The organism is Shewanella sp. LC6, from assembly GCF_006385735.2.
Taxonomy (GTDB): Bacteria; Pseudomonadota; Gammaproteobacteria; order Enterobacterales; family Shewanellaceae; genus Shewanella; species Shewanella xiamenensis.
The window spans coordinates 710,883-730,760 of the sequence record NZ_CP043902.1 but is presented as its reverse complement, the minus strand read 5'-3'; the positions used below and the strand labels follow the sequence as shown (position 1 = coordinate 730,760).

Genomic DNA, 19,878 nt, shown 5'->3' with positions numbered 1-19,878 from the left:
CTCCAATTAGCGTTTTGCCAGCGTGACGCCAGTGGTATGTACCGTCATGCCACACACAGGTGCGGTAACGTGGGGCAGTAAGTTTCCGCAGTGGATACCTTTGCCTGTCGCTCTAACCAACTCTTTGTTTTTAGAGCCAAAGCCCATATAAGCAAACACGGTATCGGGGCGAATGCCCGGGGTGACTAACGCATGGCCTTCTTCTGTACCTACACTGCTGGTTAAGCGGATAGGGTCACCATTGCTGATGCCTAATTTACTCGCAGTATCTGGATGAACCCATACAGCGTTATCCGACATCAAATTCGCCAGCATGGGCACATTGTGGGTCGCGCCATTGGTATGCACCGCCACCTTACCTTGGATAAAGTAGAGTTCATTTGGCTTTTTAAGCTGCACTTCGCGGAACTTAATGACGCCGCGTCCTGGCGCCATGGCTTCAACCTTGGCGGAGGTCAATTCAATCTTGCCGCTTGGGGTTTTAAAGCTGAGTAAACTGCCGTAGGTGCCGTCTTCATCCGCAGGTTTGGCATTGGCATAGGCCTTGGTAAATTCGGCCACCATTTTAGGTTCACGCAACATAATCGGCTTACCGAAGCTGACAAAACCTTCGTCTTTGATCCGGCGCAGCAGCTCTGTGTCGCGGTTTACCTGCAACAGTTGCAGGGTCTCCATGTTTTCCCATGGATAGAATTCACTTAGCCCCAGTTTGTGGCCAATATCCTTAAATATTTGCCATGACGGACGAGTGTCGCCTAGGGTTTCAACCACCCGTTGGCGCACATAGTAGGCAGGGTTTTTACCGGACTTGTCAGCGATTTCCTCATCACGCTCAAGGTAGGTAGACTCAGGTAAAATCACATCGGCATAGGCCGCGGTTTCACTGATATACACATCGCACACGGCAACAAAGTCGAGCTTTTTCAAGGCTTCGACCACACGCGCTCTGTCGGTCATGGTTTGCATTGGGTTAGTACGGGACATCACCCAGCCATGTAACTGATAAGGCACCGCGCTTAAGGTCGCATCGAGGACGGTTTGATAAATCCCGCCCGCAGACCACATCATGGCGTACTGTTCTTCCACTTGGTCGATACGTTTTGCCGCAGGCTTTGGCATATCTTTTACGCCGGGCTTACCCAGCACGGGGGCCACATTTTCACCGGCGAGCTTGTTATAATCGCTAGGCTTTTGACCAAGATAAATACCGCCCTTACGCTCGATGTTACCAATCAAGATGTTGGCAGCGTAAAGCGCGCGGCGCATTTCAAACTCTTCGGTGGTAAAGGTGGCTCTGTGACCAAAATCCACCACCGCATGGGGCGCTTTAGCCGCATATTCACGGGCAATACGGCGAATATCTTTGGCGGGCACATCGGAGATCGTTTCGGCCCACTCAGGGGTATAGGCTTTTACTTCAGCGGCGAAGGCGTCAAAGCCTTCGACATAACGCTCAACAAAGGCCTTGTCGTAGAGGTTTTCTTCAATCAATACATGGCATAAGGCTAAAGCGACGGCCACATCGGTGCCAGGACGAATCGCGTACCATTCATCGGCTTTATCGGCAACCACTGAGAATCTTGGCTCGAACACCACCAGCTTGGCGCCTTTATCCATTTGCGCCGCCATCATGCCGCGGGTTTCGGACATGTTGATACCTTCGTACAGGTTATGGCCGAAGTTAATGATGTATTTTGAGTTACTTAAATCGCGTTTCACCTTAGTGCCAAACATGGCCATAGCAGCAATTTCATAACCGCCGGGGCAAGTAGAGGCATGGGTAAAGGTATTTGGGCTACCAAACGCCGTGGCGAGGTGGAATAAGTGTTTTTCTTGCGAGCCAGATTTAGAGGAAAACGCTACCGCCTCTGGGCCGTGAGCTTGCTTGATTTTAGTGAGATTATCGGCAATCAGTTGATAGGCTTCATCCCAACTGATTTCAGCCCATTTACCCTCGCCACGCTCGCCCACCCGTTTTAGCGGTTTAACAATCCGCTGTGGATCGTACAGCAAACTATGACCAGCACCGCCGCGGGCACAGACTTTACCGCCAAAGGATTTAGCCGCCTTATTACCGCTGATAAAGACGTTTTTACCTTCAATCACCCGCGCTGAAATCGGGCAGCGGGTCGAGCACATCTCACAGATACTGGCAATTTCTTTGCCCATGCCCTTAAGCTGCTTGCTCTCTAATGCCGCTAAGCTGCCCGGCAATAAGCTAGCTAATGCACATGTTGCACCGCTGGCCCCTGCGCCCTTTAAAAAGGTTCGCCTATTAAGCTCAATCATGGTTACCTCCATCACACTCATCCACCCTTATGCGCCAATTGGCACACGCAAACTTAGGCTTTGGGTCACCACTGCGGTGAAACACTAAATTTGCTCACAGGTTTTTAGTTATTAATGCCAATGCCTTAAGAAACGCTGGCATTTTGCTGTTCCGGAGTGATTGTTATCCCTTAAGGAGTAGGCGGATATTGTGGTAAACCACATAGGCAAGTTGAGTGTGATCTGTGGCAACTAAAAGTTAAAATTGTTCTAAAAATTCGTGAATAAGATCAATAGTGTTGATTGGCCATATCGATGCGTACGCTTGAGGTATTTTTACAATACGCACCACAATAAAAAGTTATCAAAAAACCTAAAAGCAATTTTAAAAACAATAAGTTTAAAAGTGATACCGCGATATCGCTGTCACAATAAACCCGTTAATTTAAAAGGATAAAATACCAGCACCTATTAGCGCGAACAGGTGCTGATATGAGGTCAGTATGAGGTTGGTATAAGGTCAATCCACCAAGGTAATATCTAAGCCATTTAACAGCCGAATTGCTTCATCGCGACTAAACTTGGCACCTTTAATTTTGTTGTTAAAAATATCAATGTCGTAATCGGTTGCCTCAGAGAAATCCGCCTCCATTAACTCAGTGCGGCCAAATAAGCTATGGCGAAAATCGCTGTAACTAAAGTTAGCGCGATTAAACTTGCCCTCACGAAAATCTACATCCTGCGCCTTACAGCCCTCAAGTACCATTTCATCGAGCTTAAGGCCCATAAAAGAGCAGTCGTTTAAGATGCAGGTTCTAAAACTAAAAGGCGCCGCAAAGGATAATCTAGGCCAAGCGGCACGGGTCCAATCTATGCCGACCAGCTTACATTCTTCAAAACTCACACCGTTAAATTGGCTTAAGGGCACCTTGAGCAGGCTTAAATTACAGCCGACAAAACGGCAATCGATAAACTTGCAGTTACGGAATGTGCTGTCGCTAAATTGGCAATCGTGGAACTCGCATTCTTCAAACTCAAGGTCTTGCCACTGGCTTTGGCTCTCGGCTAAGGCGATAAATTGCTGCGAGAAAAAATACCGCCCCTGTGAGGCTACGCGCGCCATCATTGGCGTTTTTGCATCTGTCGTCATACTCGCTCCATACTCCCCATCACGGCTTAGGCACGTCCTGATAGGCAAATTGTCTTTTTGAATCTACAACAAATAGCTGTTAAAGCGAGAAGCGGCGCCTCAAGCTGATGCACTATAGCCGCAGATAATACCCCGATTAACGCCACTCACTACATGGCTAAATTGGCATAAATCGAATATAGGCTTAGCACTGAAGAATCCCCTGATGATTTACAAATAAATCATCAAATTAGGGTGGAAGCGCATCTTGTTGCATGATCAAATGGTTTCTCCAAAAACTACACTTGGACAACAAGATGCGCGAAGCCAATATCCTACAACATTCTTTACACCAATACTGCCCAGAACTTCACCTAAAACGATTAAACAGCTTGATGCTGGCCTCTAAGGCACTGATTGAATGTAAGACACTGACCTTGACTGAGTTAGGTCGAAATTTACCAACCACGGCCCGAACCAAGCACAACATCAAGCGCATTGATCGTTTGCTCGGCAACACGCATCTGCATCAAGAACGGTTAGCTGTCTACCAATGGCATGCCAGCCTCATCTGTTCTGGTAACCCTATGCCGATTGTGCTCGTCGATTGGTCAGACATCCGAGAGCATAAACGCATCATGGCTCTGCGCGCCTCAATAGCCTTCAATGGCCGCTCTATTACCCTGTATGAGAAGTCCTATCCCCTATCAGAACAATGCTCTAAGGCCTCCCACAACGGTTTTTTAGCGGACTTAGCCAAGATTTTACCTTTGCATGTTACCCCTCTCATCGTGACTGACGCGGGGTTCAAAGTGCCTTGGTACAAAGAGGTTGAGGCGCATGGTTGGTTTTGGCTAAGCCGTATTCGCGGTACAGTTCAATTTGCAGATATTGGCGCTGAAAATTGGCGTGCAGTTCGCAGTACACATGACTTGGCCAACGGTCAAGCGAAGAGCCTGGGTTGTAAGACCTTGACCAAAACTAACCCTATCAATTGCCATCTCACGCTTTATCGTAGCAAACCTAAGGGGCGTACAAATCAGCGTTCAACGAGGACTAATTGCCACCATCCATCGGCAAAAACGTACTCAACATCGGCGAAAGAGCCTTGGGTGTTAGCCAGCAATTTACCACCAGAATCTCGGAGCCCAAAGCAGCTGGTAAACCTGTACGCCAAACGTATGCAAATAGAGGAAACCTTTCGTGACCTCAAAAGCCCGGCATACGGCTTTGGCTTACGCCAAAGTCGTACCAACAGTCCAGAGCGATTCGACATCATCCTACTGATAGCGTTGATGGTTCAATGCCTGTTGTGGCTAGTTGGTTTACACGCACAGCAACAGGGCTGGGATAAGCATTTTCAGGCCAATACCATTGGGCATCGAACGGTACTCTCAACGATTCGCTTGGGATTGGAGGTACTCAGGCGGCCTGATTATCAAATCACGGAGAAAGAATTGCTGGCGGCCTGGGTATTATTCGCCAATCAGTTGCTCAAATATGGCTATGCTATGGCTGATTTATGAGGGGATCCTTCAGGGCTTAGCACTTATGCTCAACAACCTAGCTCCACAATCTAGCTTCAAACGCTTGCGAGCGACGCTCCCGCTTTAGGCATTTTCAGCTTTTACCTTTACTAGCCTTCACTTTGTGCCGACACGCCGCACAGATGCGCATAAATAGCCGTGGAAAATTTTGCGAATAAAGGTAAAATGGCGCCACTTTTCGCGGCTGTCTAACAAGGTTCTCTGGGATTAATGGTTAGCCTTTTCGAGCAAAATGGCACGGGGTTTCCCCGCTTGAGCAGACCAGTATTACTCTGGCGCCAACCTTGCTCTGCGTTTCATTTTCACCCCATATCTAGACAAACGTTATTCTCCCCATCGCCCGAAAATCCACTATTCGCTTTACGCTTAACCTTCACCAAGGCTTTACGCAAACTGAGCAATAAGCTATTGGTCAATAATAAAAAGGTGGCTAAGCATCCCATGCTTAAGCACACCGCAACGAATAAAAAACTCGTCCCTACACTCTCTATCCAAAGGAATACTCGTCATGAGTCTTGCTGATTCCGTATTAGCCGTAAACAACGATTTGCCCATCCGCACCGATAGCCCAGTTCATAGCGGCAAGGTACGTAGCGTTTACTGGCTAACCGACGCCGACAGCCGCCGTTTAATCAAAACCAAGGGCTACAATGTGCCCGAAGATACGCCGCTTGCCATTATGGTAATTAGCGATCGCATCTCCGCCTTCGACTGCATCTTCCACGGTGAAGGCGGATTAAAAGGCATCCCAGGTAAAGGCGCGGCATTAAATGCCATTTCTAATCATTGGTTTAAGCTATTTGCCGAAAATGGTTTAGCCGACAGCCATATTTTAGATATTCCGCATCCCTTCGTTTGGATAGTCCAAAAAGCCCGCCCAATTAAAGTTGAAGCCATTTGCCGCCAATACATTACCGGCTCCATGTGGCGCGCCTACTCCAAGGGCGAGCGCGTATTCTGCGGTATCACCCTGCCAGAAGGCTTAGAGAAAGATCAAAAACTGCCAGATTTGCTGATCACCCCTTCGACCAAAGGCATTTTAACTGGGATCCCCGGTGTACCCGCGCAGGATGACGTTAACATCAGCCGCAGCGATATCGAAGCCAACTACCAAGCCTTTGGTTTTGAAAAGGTAGAAGATATCGACCTGTACGAGAAGCTGTTAAAAGATGGCTTTAAGGTGATCGCTAAAGCACTGGCCGACCTTGACCAAGTATTTGTGGATACCAAGTTCGAGTTTGGTTATGTGACCGATAAAAACGGCAACTCCAAACTGATCTATATGGATGAAGTGGGCACCCCAGACTCATCCCGCATTTGGGACGGCGCCGCCTACCGCGATGGTAAAATCCTTGAAAACTCTAAGGAAGGCTTCCGTCAGTTCCTGCTGAACCACTTCCCCGATCCGGACATTCTGCTCAACAAGGACAGAATGCCAGAGCGCGAAGCCCTTGCCCGCGATAACGCCCTGCCATTAGAGGCGATGACGCAAGTGTCACGCACTTACACCGGCATCGCCGAGAAAGTGACCGGCGCAGCAATTCCGCTGCCAGCGAATCCTAAGGCAGATATTATTAAGATCCTACGGGAAGAGTATGATCTGATTGTTTAATCAGATTTCGATGAGGTAGGGAGTTTTTCCTTAACCCCAGAATGTAGAAAAGGCGCTTAGGCGCCTTTTTGTTTGAGTCATTTAAACACTTAACCAATACAACGCTGATAATTAAGCACTGTCATTCCAGTGACACGCCGTGAACTCGTCCATGAGGGCTCGACGACGGCATCCATGCCGTCAACGGTCACTTACATGCCAATGCTTAATTCAACCAACGCTTCAGTAATCTGTATGTCTTTTTACAAGCAAACCCTTTGCAAAATTAACAATGAGTGGCTCGTTAAAACCACTTAATATCAATAATTTACAAAAATTTGGTGTTAATTGATAGGTTTAGAAGACGCACAGGCACGATTTTCAGGATGGTGTATTAGGTGAAAAGCTGATAAGTTCTTTACATACAAATAGTTAACTTTACGCGTGTTCCACAGGTCTAAAGAAGTTAACGCACAGGCACACACTAATAAAGTGTTAGTTTTTAATAATATTGAGATTAACATGGCAGACAAAAAGCCTAAAAAACCGGCAAAAGCAGTAAAGAAATTTGATTTTAAATTATCTGAATTTGAAATTGAAAACTGAAGGGTGTTTCTGACTGTAAAGTTGTATTTTCCCCCCATGCAGTAACGGCAATAATGGGCATCAATGGGTCAGGTAAAAGTACTATTCTTCATGCACTTGCTTGCTGTTTCAAACCCATAGGAGTGACATCAAAACCTTATAATCGGTTTTCAGATTTCTTTACTCCACATACCCATTCAACATGGACTGATAGTAAATTTAGTCTAACTCATGAATTTAGTATTTTTGATAATGATACTGGTGCATCCAAAATAGAAAAAACAACCACTGATTATGCGAAAAATAAACGATGGACCCCTATTTATGAACGTCGCCCAGAACGAGAAAGTACCTATGTTGGCTTACAAGAGCTTGCAACATTATCTGATAATAGAGGTGCGGGGCGTTATGCCAATTACACATCACAAAAACACCCTCACGAAAATCTTGAAACAATAATTAAAAAACTATCTTACATAATCGGGCGAGATTATACAGACATAAAATTATGCAAGACAAAGTCTAAAGAGTTCCTTGGTCTGGAATACAATGGGGTTGTTTATAGTGAACATACAATGGGTGCTGGTGAAAAACGAGTATTAGAAATACTTTTAGAATTATATCCGACATTCCGCAGCTAATTTAGGAATAAACTACCTCATAGAATCTACCGAGTAATTTGAGTAGTTGTGTTTGGTGATCTTGAAGTCCAGTGATGAACCTTTGGCCGTTAATCTCTAGCGTATCTATGCCTTCGAATTGCAAGAAGACCCAACGTGCCGTCGGTCTGGAGGTCGTCTTGTTCTTTACCATACTTGGGAAGAACGCTTCGGTTTGTGCGAGTTGTTCTCTGATTTTGTGTTCTAAACTAGCGTAAACAAGCAAGCTCAACGTCATTATCATTAGCAACGCTTCAATGCGCTCAGGCTTTTTCAAGAAGATGGAAGAGGTTAAAAACTCAGGGCTTTTTAGAAAACGGAAGCCGCGCTCGACTTTTTGTTGCGATTTGTAATGTGCTAGAAGAGCCGCCATGGTGAGTGCTTCATTGTCGGTGTCATTCGTCGCGAGGATAAACATGCCTACTTTGAGCTTAGCCAGTTTTACTTTTTCTAGGTCGGTGAAGGGGGCGGCTTCGATAAAGTATTGGTATCCTGTCGGTGCTTCATCTGTCTTTGGGCGGCCCGAATGAGAGTAAGTCGGCTGTTTGATGAGAGTGCCTTGTTCAAACCCAAGTAAGTCACATTGTTTCTTGAAATCGTTAAACGCTAATTCTGCGTCAACTTCACAAGCGAATGGTTTTTTACTTAGCTTTTCCAACGCTTTGATTTCTTTTGCTATGTTTTTCTCTAAGTTCTTGAAGAAAGTGATTTCTTCCCGCTTGGTGGCCTGTTCACTGTGAACGAGCAACCAACGTTGATTGACCTTTCCGTAATCCGAGTCTATCCAACATCCTGAGTAGCCATGACCGATAGTGCTTAATTGCTCTGGCTCTAGCGCAAGTAGTGCTTGTTTTGCGAGCTTGATGGTCATGGGGACACGGGTAATGAATTTTTGATTTTGCTCATCTAGCGAGGAGATGCTTTCTTCGGTGTACAAAGCGGCATCAGCGATAAAGTAACGACTATTTTGCGCGGCTTTTAGGCAATGTATGTGTCTTTTAGTGACTTCAGCGAATGCCTTGGCATCATTGGTGTTACCACTCAGTGCTTGCATGTAAACAGGAATACCTGCTTGGTTTTCACAGATGAGTTCAAGCACGACTTGGTTAAGCTCTGGCCTATGATCCCGACTATAACCTCTTACAAGCTTAATCACGTTGGTGTTTTCATCTTGTGCATACTCACCATCAACGTGGAAGCTAGTGATATCAAGATGAACAGAATCGGTCGTCAAGCCCAGTTTATCAACAACACGCTCAGCAATAACCTGATAGAGCGCTGAGACATCGGCTTCGTATAGAGCATCTAATGTGCGGCCTAGTACATCATCAGTCAGGTGGTGTGCTTCAATGTCTTTGGCGAGTAGCTTAGATACAGGCTTGGTCTTAAAAAAGTCCGAGAACATGTGCAGTGTTCTGCTATGAAAGCCAAGTCCATTTAGGAGCATGGCCAATACCGCGTCACCATGAGAAACATTGTGGTCAGAATATTTTGGGATAACGGCATCTATCATCCGTGGCAGGCCAATTTCGTGACAAAAGGCGGCAATGAGACCAAGGTGATCTAAGCGTTTAATAACAGGATGGGTAGACATATTTTGAGACCGTCAAATAGCAGTAATAGATCAAAACTGTCGATCGCGGTCAAGATGGTGTCGTAGTTTTTATGAAAAGCTGATCGCCAGATCACACTATTTAAATTCTGGAATTAGCTGCGGAATGACGGTTATATGCAAAAAAATTAGCTAATGGTGGCTTATTGCTGATTGACGAACTTGATGTACTTTTACATGAATCCGCATTTTGTCGATTGGTTGACACATTAATAGAAGCCTCAAAACAAAATAAAAATGAAGTAGTCTTCACTACTCACCGAGAAACCATAGAGAAATTTCGAGACAAAATTAATATTACAGGGGTATGGAATACCGGTTCCAAAGTCATTACTTTGCCCTGAAGGATCCCCTCATAAATCAGCCATAGCATAGCCATATTTGAGCAACTGATTGGCGAATAATACCCAGGCCGCCAGCAATTCTTTCTCCGTGATTTGATAATCAGGCCGCCTGAGCACCTCCAATCCCAAGCGAATCGTTGAGAGTACCGTTCGATGCCCAATGGTATTGGCCTGAAAATGCTTATCCCAGCCCTGTTGCTGTGCGTGTAAACCAACTAGCCACAACAGGCATTGAACCATCAACGCTATCAGTAGGATGATGTCGAATCGCTCTGGACTGTTGGTACGACTTTGGCGTAAGCCAAAGCCGTATGCCGGGCTTTTGAGGTCACGAAAGGTTTCCTCTATTTGCATACGTTTGGCGTACAGGTTTACCAGCTGCTTTGGGCTCCGAGATTCTGGTGGTAAATTGCTGGCTAACACCCAAGGCTCTTTCGCCGATGTTGAGTACGTTTTTGCCGATGGATGGTGGCAATTAGTCCTCGTTGAACGCTGATTTGTACGCCCCTTAGGTTTGCTACGATAAAGCGTGAGATGGCAATTGATAGGGTTAGTTTTGGTCAAGGTCTTACAACCCAGGCTCTTCGCTTGACCGTTGGCCAAGTCATGTGTACTGCGAACTGCACGCCAATTTTCAGCGCCAATATCTGCAAATTGAACTGTACCGCGAATACGGCTTAGCCAAAACCAACCATGCGCCTCAACCTCTTTGTACCAAGGCACTTTGAACCCCGCGTCAGTCACGATGAGAGGGGTAACATGCAAAGGTAAAATCTTGGCTAAGTCCGCTAAAAAACCGTTGTGGGAGGCCTTAGAGCATTGTTCTGATAGGGGATAGGACTTCTCATACAGGGTAATAGAGCGGCCATTGAAGGCTATTGAGGCGCGCAGAGCCATGATGCGTTTATGCTCTCGGATGTCTGACCAATCGACGAGCACAATCGGCATAGGGTTACCAGAACAGATGAGGCTGGCATGCCATTGGTAGACAGCTAACCGTTCTTGATGCAGATGCGTGTTGCCGAGCAAACGATCAATGCGCTTGATGTTGTGCTTGGTTCGGGCCGTGGTTGGTAAATTTCGACCTAACTCAGTCAAGGTCAGTGTCTTACATTCAATCAGTGCCTTAGAGGCCAGCATCAAGCTGTTTAATCGTTTTAGGTGAAGTTCTGGGCAGTATTGGTGTAAAGAATGTTGTAGGATATTGGCTTCGCGCATCTTGTTGTCCAAGTGTAGTTTTTAGCGAAACCATTTGATCATGCAACAAGATGCGCTTCCACTCTAATTTGATGATTTATTTGTAAATCATCAGGGGATTCTTCAGTACTTTGCCTCATGTCGACCCAAGAATAATTACACAATTAACAAATAAAAATAAACCATTAATGACCATTATGGTTGAGGATAACCTAGCTGCTACCGTTGTAGAAAAGATCATAGAAAACTTATCTGCTCATCGTTATTGTGAGGTTCTAAAATTCGGTGCTGCTGACAACGCATTCACGGTAATAACAGGCCTGATACTCGCAAAAATCGATATCAATAATCATCTCTGCATTTTAGATGGAGATGTTTATACCACTGATCATCAGAAAGAAATACAAATAAAATCTTTTCTTACCGGTCATGATAAAAAAGCGGAAAGAGACATAGCCTTAGAACATATAAAACAATTTCACTTACCTTTTGACTTTATAAATAGGAATGATAAAGGACTTCCTGAATATAATCATAAGAAAATGCTAGAAGCTATTCCTAACATGGATGAAAATGAAATTGTAGTTGCTTCAAAAAGTGTTGTCGGATTAAACGATTGGCATTTATTTTATTCAAAAATCAAAGAAGAAACTAACATAAAAAACATCACCGAAAAGGTAATAGATTTGTTGTCAGAAAAAAGTGAATATTGGGATCAATATACCGCAGATATATCTAAGTGGATAAGAGACCGACTACCACAATAACTAGAAAAAAGATTGGGCATAACTCTTTTGGATTAACAGCAAACGCCGAGTTCACAGGAGTTCACCTCCCCTCGGAGTTGCCGCAGGGCGAATAGACAAATTGCGTGAGTCTTGCCATGGATGGCAAGCTAGCTTTCGCAGGTGCAGGGACGCATCCTTCGGAAGCGATAGCAAATTTGGCAATGAGCACAAGGGGCTTTCAACTCCGTTGGGGGCGGCAAGGGAGATCCAAGAGGGAATTGCTGTTGCTCCCCTCTTGGTCGGGTGTGGGGTGAAGCCCCACGACTTTGACTTTGCTTTTGATTTTATAAAGAAACCATCAACAGTCTAAATAAGCTAAAGAAGACTGATGAAAGTAAGAAAGTTGTAACACCTTCAACCCAAGGTTAAATCTTCACACAGACAAACAGCGCATTACCTGAGCTTAAATCCCACGGGACGATTTTTTCATAATCGTGTTCAAAGATATGCACTTCAAAATATGGCGCGAGTAAGGCTTGCAGCTCCGTAAAACTGGTGGCGACCATAGTGTGTTGGTCTTGCCATAATTCAGTTTGATGCGCAGATGTATCAACATCAGCTTCTAAATCAGTGAGTTGAGTAAAAGGCTGCTGGCGCTTTGCAATACTGAGGTTTAGTGACTGGTTTTCGCCTTGACCACTGTAATGCCAGCCAGATTCAAAGGCAAAATGGTGCCCCTCAAACTCGGCAAAATGCTTAATCGATAAGCGGTTATCGATGCGGTGCTTATCAACCGAGTTAAAACAAAATATCCCACCGTCATTCAGGGCACTGTGCACACTGGCGATACAACTTTTAAGGCGCTCTATGTCCGCACTGTAATGGATGGAATATAAAAAACAGGTAATTAAATCCACTGGCTGCTCAAGATAAAAGGCGGTCATATCCTGTAGATTAAACTGCGCTTCTGGACAACGACGCATGGCCATATCGAGCATCGGCTGATTAATATCCAGACCACTACACTGATAACCAAGGTCGATAAAATGCCGTACATGTGGGCCTGTGCCACAGGCTAAATCAAGGTGTTGTTTACCATTATTCCCTAAGAACTGATGCAATCGATGGATGCTCGCACTCTGTTGTTGATAGTTAATATCGGAGCACATTAAATCGTAATAACCGGATAGATCGGTATAAAGCGCGTTAGAAGACATAGCAGCAAAGAGAAGGCATGGGCAATTAAGGGTGGCGCATGATATATCAGTTAGCCCAGAACCGATACACACAATTCCACAACCAATGTGAGTGCAAGGCACTTGGAGCACATTAATTCAATAAAACAATACTACAGCGCAGCATAACAATCTAAGGCGTCAAAGGTAGTTAAATACTCGAGTTGGGGTTTGGCGAAGTAGTAACCTTGAAAATAATTAATACCACGGCCAACAAGATAGTCTAACTCCGCTTTACTCTCGACCCCTTCGGCCAACACCTGAGTGTTAAGTGTGCTACAAATCCCGATCACCTCATCGATAACAAACTGTTTTTGTTTGTCTAAATGGATATCTCTGATCAACTCCATATCGAGTTTTAATCCGTCATTCCGCACCTAATTTTCGATTTAAAAAACTTGACGGCGATCGGTCATTCTGATCTATTACTCTCTTTTGCAGGTAATTCATCATGGCCGCTCCCGCTATCTCTATCCGTAACCTCGACCACCTTGGTTTGGTCGCTGCACTTTGCCAAGAACTCGGCATTGCTCGCATGATTGATGCGGTGCTACCCAAAACGCCGCCCTACAAAGTCTCACATGGTGAAGCGTTGGTGGCGATGATACTGAACGGTCTTGGCTTTCATAGTTCGACCTTGCACATGTTCCCGCAATTCTTTGCCAACAAGCCTGTAGAACGCCTGATTGGCCCGGGGATCTGTGCCGATGACCTCAATGATGATGTGCTCGGCCGCTGCCTTGATGCCCTCTTTGAGGCCGATGTCAGCACGCTTTATCAGGTGATGGCGGAGCAGGTCGTTGAACGATTGGGGCTCAAAAGTACTGCAGTACACCTCGATATCACCAGCTTCCACGTCGATGGCGCCTATGACCAAGCCGATGGCGAGCAGCTCGGTAAGTTGCAATTGGTACGGGGCTATAGCCGCGACCATCGGCCAGAGCTAAACCAGGTTATCCTGGAGCTTATCTGTGAAAATCAGGCCGGCCTGCCCATCTACATGCAAGCCTTGAGTGGTAATATTAATGATACCAAGGCCTTTGCCCAGACGGTACGGCGCCACTTGAGCAGTCTCAAGGCCGCGCAGGAGAGTCGTTATCTGGTCGGCGATGCGGCGCTGTATTGCGCCGACACCTTGCAACTACTGGCACAACAGCAACAGTTGTTCGTGACTCGTGTGCCTGTCACCCTCAATGAAGCCAAGCGAGCCGTGGCAACCATTGGCACCCAGTCGCTGGTTGCGCTGGGCAATGGCTATCATGGCTGTTGGCAAAGCGCCAATTATGCCGACGTCGCGCAGCGTTGGTTGCTGGTGCGCAGCGAACAGGCCAGCCACCGTGAGCAGCAAACATTAGCCAAAAACCTACTGAAAGACAGCACGCGTGAACTGAAAGCCTTCAACAAATTATGTGCCCAGCGTTTTGCCTGCGAGACCGATGCGCAGGCTGAATTAGCCCGTTTTGCTGTCAGCTTAAATCTGCTGCAACTAGAAGCAGAAGTCGTGAGTGAACCTATCTATGCAGGGCGCGGAAGGCCCCAAAAGGGTGAAATGCCGGTGAACTACCAATTTCACATCAAGGGGTTAGCCGCAAGTAGCTTGGCGCGGGTGGCTGAGGCGCGCAACCAGACAGGGGTGTTCATCCTCGCGACCAATGATCACAGTGAAACGCTCACCATGGCTGAGCTGTTGGCTACCTATAAAGCCCAGCAGAATGTCGAGCGTGGTTTTAGGTTTCTGAAAAGTCCCGAATTTTTAACCTCCTCGTTATATCTTAAAAAACCGGAACGTATCGAAGCGTTGCTGATGGTGATGACCTGTAGCCTGATGATTTATGCGGCGCTGGAGCACCGGATCCGGCAGGGCTTAGTAGAGCAGAACCGGAGTGTGGCGGACATGAAAAAGAAACCCACGCAAAAACCGACTGCGCGGTGGATTTTTTTACGCTTTGGCGGGGTGCACGAGTACCAGTTGGGAGAGGCGCCACCTCAAGTCACAGGACTCACAGTGGACCAGCAGATCATTCTCGACGTGTTAGGCGAACGGTATCGGCAAATTTATTCCTAAATCAGGTGCGGAAAGTCGGTTTAATACCTGAGGGCGCAAAAATTCTAACCAACTCAAATCAGCGAAACCACTGCCAAAGTCGTCGATGGCGGTGATAAATCCCCGTTTAGCGTAACTGTCAAAGATACGGCTCAATTTGGCTCTATCGACAATTTGCTCACCCTCAGTGACTTCAAACATGATGTTATGAATATTAAAACCAAAGAGGTCGGCCGCTTCAATCGAGGCGCGGATACAGGTTTCAGGGTTATAAACCGCATTAGGTAAAAAGTTGATACTTAATATTTTATCAAGGCCAAGCTTAGCGGCGGTTTCAATGGCTTTGACCCGACAAGCCTGATCAAAGTAGTACTTATTGCTTTCGTTTATACGCTCAAACACCCAAGCCGCACCTTCGCCATTTGGGCCGCGCACTAGGGCTTCATAACCATAAATCTGTTGATTTGGCCAATCGATAATGGGCTGAAATGCCATACGAATTTCAAATCCGAGTGACTTACCACTTAAACAGTCCATACAGGTTTGTTGCTTGATTCGAGAGGGAAAATCCATCATAGGTCTCCATAACCTTATCCTCTCTCAGTGTGGGGATAAATCGCTAATTTTGCCAGCGTTTAGTGCCTTTGCTCTGATAAAACATGCAATATTGTAAATATGTTGACTCAGAATTAACCGATTGCGCCCCATAACAGCAATGGATGAGCCAAAGAATCCTCATCCATTGCATCTCGTTATGACTTATTTGAGTTTATAAACCACTTCGACTCTATCTTCGATAGTCACTTGGCCATATTGATAGCTTTCGGCGGCGCCCATGGCATCGGCCTTAGCATTCATACGTAACATCACCGGTTGCACTGGGCGTTGATCGTAATAACGAATTTGCCAAATCTTACCTAGGTTTTCCCCAAATCCCTTGGCTAAGGATTCTGCTTTTTGTTTGGCATCGACAATCGCCGCTTGGCGCGCCTTGGCCACATACTCGGCCTCTTTACTCGATTTAAGGGCGATATTATTAACCCTGTTGATCCCCTCCTCTAAGGCGGAGTCCAAAATCGTATTTAAACGTGCCAAATCGTTAATAGTCACAGTGACTTGGCGACTCGCGGTGTAACCAGTTAGCTCAGGTGCTTTATCCTGCGCATACACATATTGGGGTTGCAGATTTAAGTTGGCGCTTTGGATCTGCTCTTTAGTAATCCCCGCGGCCGTCAAACGGGCGATAAATTTCGCCACCGCCGCATCCGAATTATCCTTAGCCGCCTTAGCGTCTTTCTCGGTGACAGCCACTTCGACATTAAGCTCAGCCATATCCGGCTCGACTTGAATTTGGCTTACGCCCATGGTTTCGATATGGGGAAAGTCCACATCGGCAGCAAGTGCGGTGGCAGTAAATGCGCCAGAGAAAAGACCACCAGCAACTAATACAGCTAAAAGAGAATGCTTCATTATTAACTCCAACTAAATCATTTAAGGCGAGACTGCCTTGATTCTAATGCGATGGCTATCAGCTAAAAGTGTGACTCGCCATCTACTAGCCATACAAACGAATCATACAAACTATCCCTATAAACGCGGGTAAACATAAAAAGGGTTAATTTTTTTAAAACGTTTTAAATTGGCAAAACTTATGAGCCTATCGCTAAAATCCTCTTCCACAAGCACTCAAGCTGCTGTAGTGACTTCCTATACGAGCAGGCATACGAGCCAGTCAGTCCCTAACTGGTAGAAACGCACTCTTAGCTGTACACTTTTCACCCAAAGACACTGTACCTTTTAATCACTTCAGGTATAATCCGCGCTCTTTTTACGGCGCTCTTTTATCAGCATCAGCGAGACACCATGACAGTTGAAACTTTTCATCCTAAGCAAACTACCACGCTTGAGACCCCTGCCAAAACATTGGAAGCCGCCAGTGCTGACTCTGTTAATACGGGCAATGCTGCCACAGGCAATCGCATCGGTTTTGTGTCTTTAGGTTGTCCAAAAAACCTCGTGGACTCAGAGCGCATTCTGACCCAATTACGCATCGACGGCTATGAAGTCACCAACAGCTACGACAATGCCGATCTGGTAATCGTTAATACCTGTGGTTTTATCGACGCTGCGGTTGAAGAATCCTTAGATGCGGTGCGCGAAGCCCTAGAGGAAAACGGCAAAGTAATCGTAACGGGCTGTTTAGGCGCTAAAGAAAACCAAATCCGTGAAGTGCACCCAGACGTGCTCGAAATCACTGGCCCACACAGCTACGAAGCCGTGTTAAAGCACGTTCACAAGTACGTGCCAAAACCTGAGCACAACCCATTTACCTCGTTAATCCCACAAACTGGGGTTAAGTTAACGCCTAAGCATTACGCTTACTTAAAAATTTCAGAAGGTTGCGACAACCGTTGTACCTTCTGCATCATCCCTGCACTGCGTGGCGATTTAGATAGCCGTCCAGCAGGTAGCGTATTAGATGAGGCCAAACGTTTAGTTGAAGCTGGCGTACAAGAAATTTTAGTCGTGAGCCAAGACACCTCTGCCTATGGTAAAGACAAGGGCGGCCGCACCGATTTTTGGAACGGTATGCCAGTTAAGCAAGACATCACCAGCCTTGCTCGCCAACTGGGCAAGATGGGCGCATGGGTACGCTTACACTACATCTACCCATACCCATGGGTTGACGATCTGATCCCATTGATGGCCGAAGGTTTAATTCTGCCTTACTTAGACATTCCAATGCAGCACGCCAGCCCACGCATCCTGAAGATGATGAAGCGCCCAGGCCGTGTTGACCGTCAGTTAGAAGCCATCCAACGTTGGCGCGAAATCTGCCCAGATTTGGTGATCCGCTCAACCTTTATCGTGGGCTTCCCAGGTGAAACCGAAGAAGACTTCGAAATGCTGCTCGACTTCCTGCGTGAAGCGCGCCTCGACCGCGTTGGCTGCTTCAAGTACTCAGAAGTGGAAGGCGCTGTCGCCAACACCATCGCTGAACTTATCAGTGAAGAAGTGAAGGAAGACAGATACCACAGATTTATGGAAGTCCAAGCCGAGATCAGCGCTGAGCGTTTAGCGCGTTTCGTTGGCCGTACTATGGATATTCTGATCGATGATGTTGACGAAGAAGGCGCCATTGGCCGCAGCTTCGCCGATGCCCCAGAAATCGACGGCATGGTATTTATCAACGGTGAAACTGAACTCGAACCCGGCATGTTAGTCCGCGCGGTGATCACTCACTCGGACGAGCACGATCTGTGGGCCGAGTTAGTGGATGCCGATGCAGAGGATGAAGTCGAGGCTTAAGCCTTCAAATCATTCAAGTTTTAATAAAACGAGCCACAATCTCAATTGTGGCTCGTTTTTTTATGGGCAAAATCTGGCTAATTCTCTCAATAGGTGAAGGCTAACTCTCAATAGTTGAAGGCTAGATAGTGCGACAAAAGGGATTGAAAAGGAAATCGCAAGGCAATGTGAGGGAGGAGTCTAGCAGGGATAAAATGAGCAGGACTAACGCGGCAAAAACGTTAAAACATCATCCCCATAAAGTCGAAAGGGGTATCGCCCCTGTGCTGATACCCCTTTCGGTTTGCTGCTTTACGGTTATAAGACCCTTTGCCCTTTTTCGGCTTTTCGGTACGCATCCGAAATAACGGACTGGTCACCAGCGCCTTAAGTGCATTGTCTGTAATGGTGCCGCGACCATTTTCATGCTCTTGCACACTCTGGGCTGTTACTTTTGCCACATTTACCTTCGTCATAATGACTCCTCAATTCATCCTATATTGGTCAAGGGCCAAGTTAATCATTCTCAGCCAGCGGCGACACTATAAACCAATCTAAAAAGATGTACAGAGTTTGTGCAAAACCGCAAAGAATCGCTCTTTTTATTATCAAAAAGTATGATAGATTAATCCAACAAAAATAATACATTAGGCTAACAAGCCTTCATTTTAAGTCGCTATTTAGCGATACGATTACCCTTTGTAATCACAGGATAGGGAGTGATTAATTTTGCCGTTTGCAGTGATTTATCGGCCATTACTGAGCCTACTTTGCCTATTACTCATCCTATCCCCCAGCCTAGCGCAGGCTTTTTCAAGCTCTGAGTGTGTTATTAGCATGGGCTATCGCACCAGTGAACGCCGCCCCTTTATCGAACAGGAACCTAATAACCAAGGGTTTTACTACGATATTTACCAAGTCGCGGCCGAAAGAGTGGGATGTAAATTACGGGTAATTCGAGCACCTAAACTGCGTATTTTGCGGGATCTCAAACTCGGAAATATCGATTTTTATCCTGGGCTGCATTTTAGTGAAGAACGAGCCCAATTTACCTATTTTATTCCTAATGGTCTGTCGGAGCGCATTATTGGAATTAGCCGAGCGGGTGCGGCAAATGTTGGTTCATTAGAGCAGTTATCACAGAGCGGTATGACGCTATTAATTGCCCCGGGCAGCTACGACTTTAATGGTATATCCGAAACTATGTCGGTCCGTAAACCGCCTGAACTCAATGTGCCTAAGGCCTTAGATTACCTTATTAGTGGCCAAGGGGACTTTTTTATCTACGATCAAGCAACCATCAGTTATTACCTTAAAAATCGAGATACAAGCCAATTTAAGCTACACCCTAATTGCTGCCAGCAACCTCAAGCTATGTATCTGGGATTTTCGAAAAAAAGCCGCCATTTTCGTGGGCAACATAACCCTAACTATCGCGCCGATCTTCCCTTAAGTCCGAATAACAGCCCAAGCGTACTCGCTGAAGATTCAAAGGCATACGAATTTGCCAAAGCACTCGCCGCGATGGATGCAGAAGGGGAAACCCAGCGTATCTACTTTAATCACTTCGGTTAATCCAAGGGCGTGTTAAACCGCGCCGCTTGATATCCTCACCTTGGCGCTAGCTTATCCTCATCTTGGTGCTAGCGAG

General features: G+C 46.2%; 15 protein-coding genes and 1 pseudogene. 7 read left to right on the top strand and 9 right to left on the bottom strand.

Annotated elements, in window-relative coordinates; all coding sequences use genetic code 11:
* Positions 1-6 precede the first annotated feature (6 nt).
* Positions 7-2,289 carry a thiosulfate reductase PhsA gene (gene phsA, locus FJD32_RS03330; RefSeq protein WP_140907416.1) on the bottom strand — a complete coding sequence of 761 codons (2,283 nt, stop codon included), beginning with the start codon at positions 2,287-2,289 and terminating at the stop codon, positions 7-9.
* 499 nt (positions 2,290-2,788) lie between these two features.
* Positions 2,789-3,418 carry a pentapeptide repeat-containing protein gene (locus tag FJD32_RS03325; protein ID WP_140907414.1) on the bottom strand — a complete coding sequence of 210 codons (630 nt, stop codon included), beginning with the start codon at positions 3,416-3,418 and terminating at the stop codon, positions 2,789-2,791.
* 296 nt (positions 3,419-3,714) lie between these two features.
* Between FJD32_RS03325 and FJD32_RS03320 the strand changes: the two genes are divergently transcribed.
* The 3 genes from FJD32_RS03320 to FJD32_RS03310 all read left to right on the top strand — a co-directional run bounded on the left by FJD32_RS03320 (position 3,715) and on the right by FJD32_RS03310 (position 7,761).
* Positions 3,715-4,923: an IS4-like element IS10A family transposase gene (locus FJD32_RS03320; protein ID WP_001206290.1), complete on the top strand. Its 1,209-nt coding sequence runs from the start codon at positions 3,715-3,717 to the stop codon at positions 4,921-4,923.
* A gap of 529 nt (positions 4,924-5,452) precedes the next feature.
* Positions 5,453-6,556 (top strand): phosphoribosylaminoimidazolesuccinocarboxamide synthase, encoded by a 1,104-nt coding sequence (locus FJD32_RS03315; RefSeq protein ID WP_140906985.1) that lies wholly within the window; start codon positions 5,453-5,455, stop codon positions 6,554-6,556.
* 581 nt (positions 6,557-7,137) lie between these two features.
* The gene (locus FJD32_RS03310; RefSeq protein WP_258195943.1) at positions 7,138-7,761 is read left to right on the top strand and encodes an AAA family ATPase; all 624 of its coding nucleotides are present in this window, start codon (positions 7,138-7,140) and stop codon (positions 7,759-7,761) included.
* 1 nt (position 7,762) lies between these two features.
* On the opposite strand, the gene FJD32_RS03305 is transcribed toward FJD32_RS03310, so the two are convergent.
* Entirely contained in the window at positions 7,763-9,373 is a 1,611-nt protein-coding gene (locus FJD32_RS03305) for an IS1634-like element ISSpu7 family transposase (protein ID WP_011787758.1), read from the bottom strand.
* 371 nt (positions 9,374-9,744) lie between these two features.
* Positions 9,745-10,953, bottom strand: a complete 1,209-nt coding sequence (locus tag FJD32_RS03300; RefSeq protein WP_001206290.1) for an IS4-like element IS10A family transposase — start codon at positions 10,951-10,953, stop codon at positions 9,745-9,747.
* A gap of 110 nt (positions 10,954-11,063) precedes the next feature.
* Here FJD32_RS03300 and FJD32_RS03295 point away from each other — a divergent pair, with 110 nt between their 5' ends.
* Complete coding sequence (locus tag FJD32_RS03295) at positions 11,064-11,699, top strand: hypothetical protein (RefSeq protein WP_140916686.1); 636 nt, start codon at positions 11,064-11,066, stop codon at positions 11,697-11,699.
* Between the two features lie 386 nt (positions 11,700-12,085).
* Here FJD32_RS03295 and FJD32_RS03290 read toward each other — a convergent pair whose 3' ends face one another.
* Together FJD32_RS03290 and FJD32_RS03285 are read right to left on the bottom strand one after the other, a co-directional pair.
* Positions 12,086-12,877: a class I SAM-dependent methyltransferase gene (locus FJD32_RS03290; protein ID WP_140906877.1), complete on the bottom strand. Its 792-nt coding sequence runs from the start codon at positions 12,875-12,877 to the stop codon at positions 12,086-12,088.
* A gap of 131 nt (positions 12,878-13,008) precedes the next feature.
* The gene (locus tag FJD32_RS03285; protein ID WP_140906876.1) at positions 13,009-13,272 is read right to left on the bottom strand and encodes an EAL domain-containing protein; all 264 of its coding nucleotides are present in this window, start codon (positions 13,270-13,272) and stop codon (positions 13,009-13,011) included.
* A gap of 74 nt (positions 13,273-13,346) precedes the next feature.
* Here FJD32_RS03285 and FJD32_RS03280 point away from each other — a divergent pair, with 74 nt between their 5' ends.
* Complete coding sequence (locus tag FJD32_RS03280) at positions 13,347-14,960, top strand: IS1634-like element ISShes12 family transposase (RefSeq protein WP_011715680.1); 1,614 nt, start codon at positions 13,347-13,349, stop codon at positions 14,958-14,960.
* 24 nt (positions 14,961-14,984) lie between these two features.
* On the opposite strand, the pseudogene FJD32_RS03275 reads toward FJD32_RS03280, so the two are convergent.
* Both FJD32_RS03275 and FJD32_RS03270 read right to left on the bottom strand, forming a co-directional pair.
* Positions 14,985-15,512: pseudogene (locus tag FJD32_RS03275) on the bottom strand (EAL domain-containing protein); the annotation flags it as partial.
* Between the two features lie 186 nt (positions 15,513-15,698).
* Positions 15,699-16,409: an oxidative stress defense protein gene (locus FJD32_RS03270; RefSeq protein WP_069454215.1), complete on the bottom strand. Its 711-nt coding sequence runs from the start codon at positions 16,407-16,409 to the stop codon at positions 15,699-15,701.
* A 393-nt stretch (positions 16,410-16,802) separates the two neighbouring features.
* On the opposite strand from FJD32_RS03270, the gene rimO reads away from it, so the two are divergent.
* Positions 16,803-18,248, top strand: coding sequence for a 30S ribosomal protein S12 methylthiotransferase RimO (gene rimO / locus FJD32_RS03265; RefSeq protein WP_037430627.1), 1,446 nt, complete (start codon positions 16,803-16,805; stop codon positions 18,246-18,248).
* Positions 18,249-18,469: 221 nt separating this feature from the next.
* Here rimO and FJD32_RS03260 read toward each other — a convergent pair whose 3' ends face one another.
* The gene (locus FJD32_RS03260) at positions 18,470-18,703 is read right to left on the bottom strand and encodes a ribosome alternative rescue factor ArfA (RefSeq protein WP_037422485.1); all 234 of its coding nucleotides are present in this window, start codon (positions 18,701-18,703) and stop codon (positions 18,470-18,472) included.
* A gap of 253 nt (positions 18,704-18,956) precedes the next feature.
* Here FJD32_RS03260 and FJD32_RS03255 point away from each other — a divergent pair, with 253 nt between their 5' ends.
* Entirely contained in the window at positions 18,957-19,802 is an 846-nt protein-coding gene (locus FJD32_RS03255; RefSeq protein WP_037422483.1) for a transporter substrate-binding domain-containing protein, read from the top strand.
* Positions 19,803-19,878 lie beyond the last annotated feature (76 nt).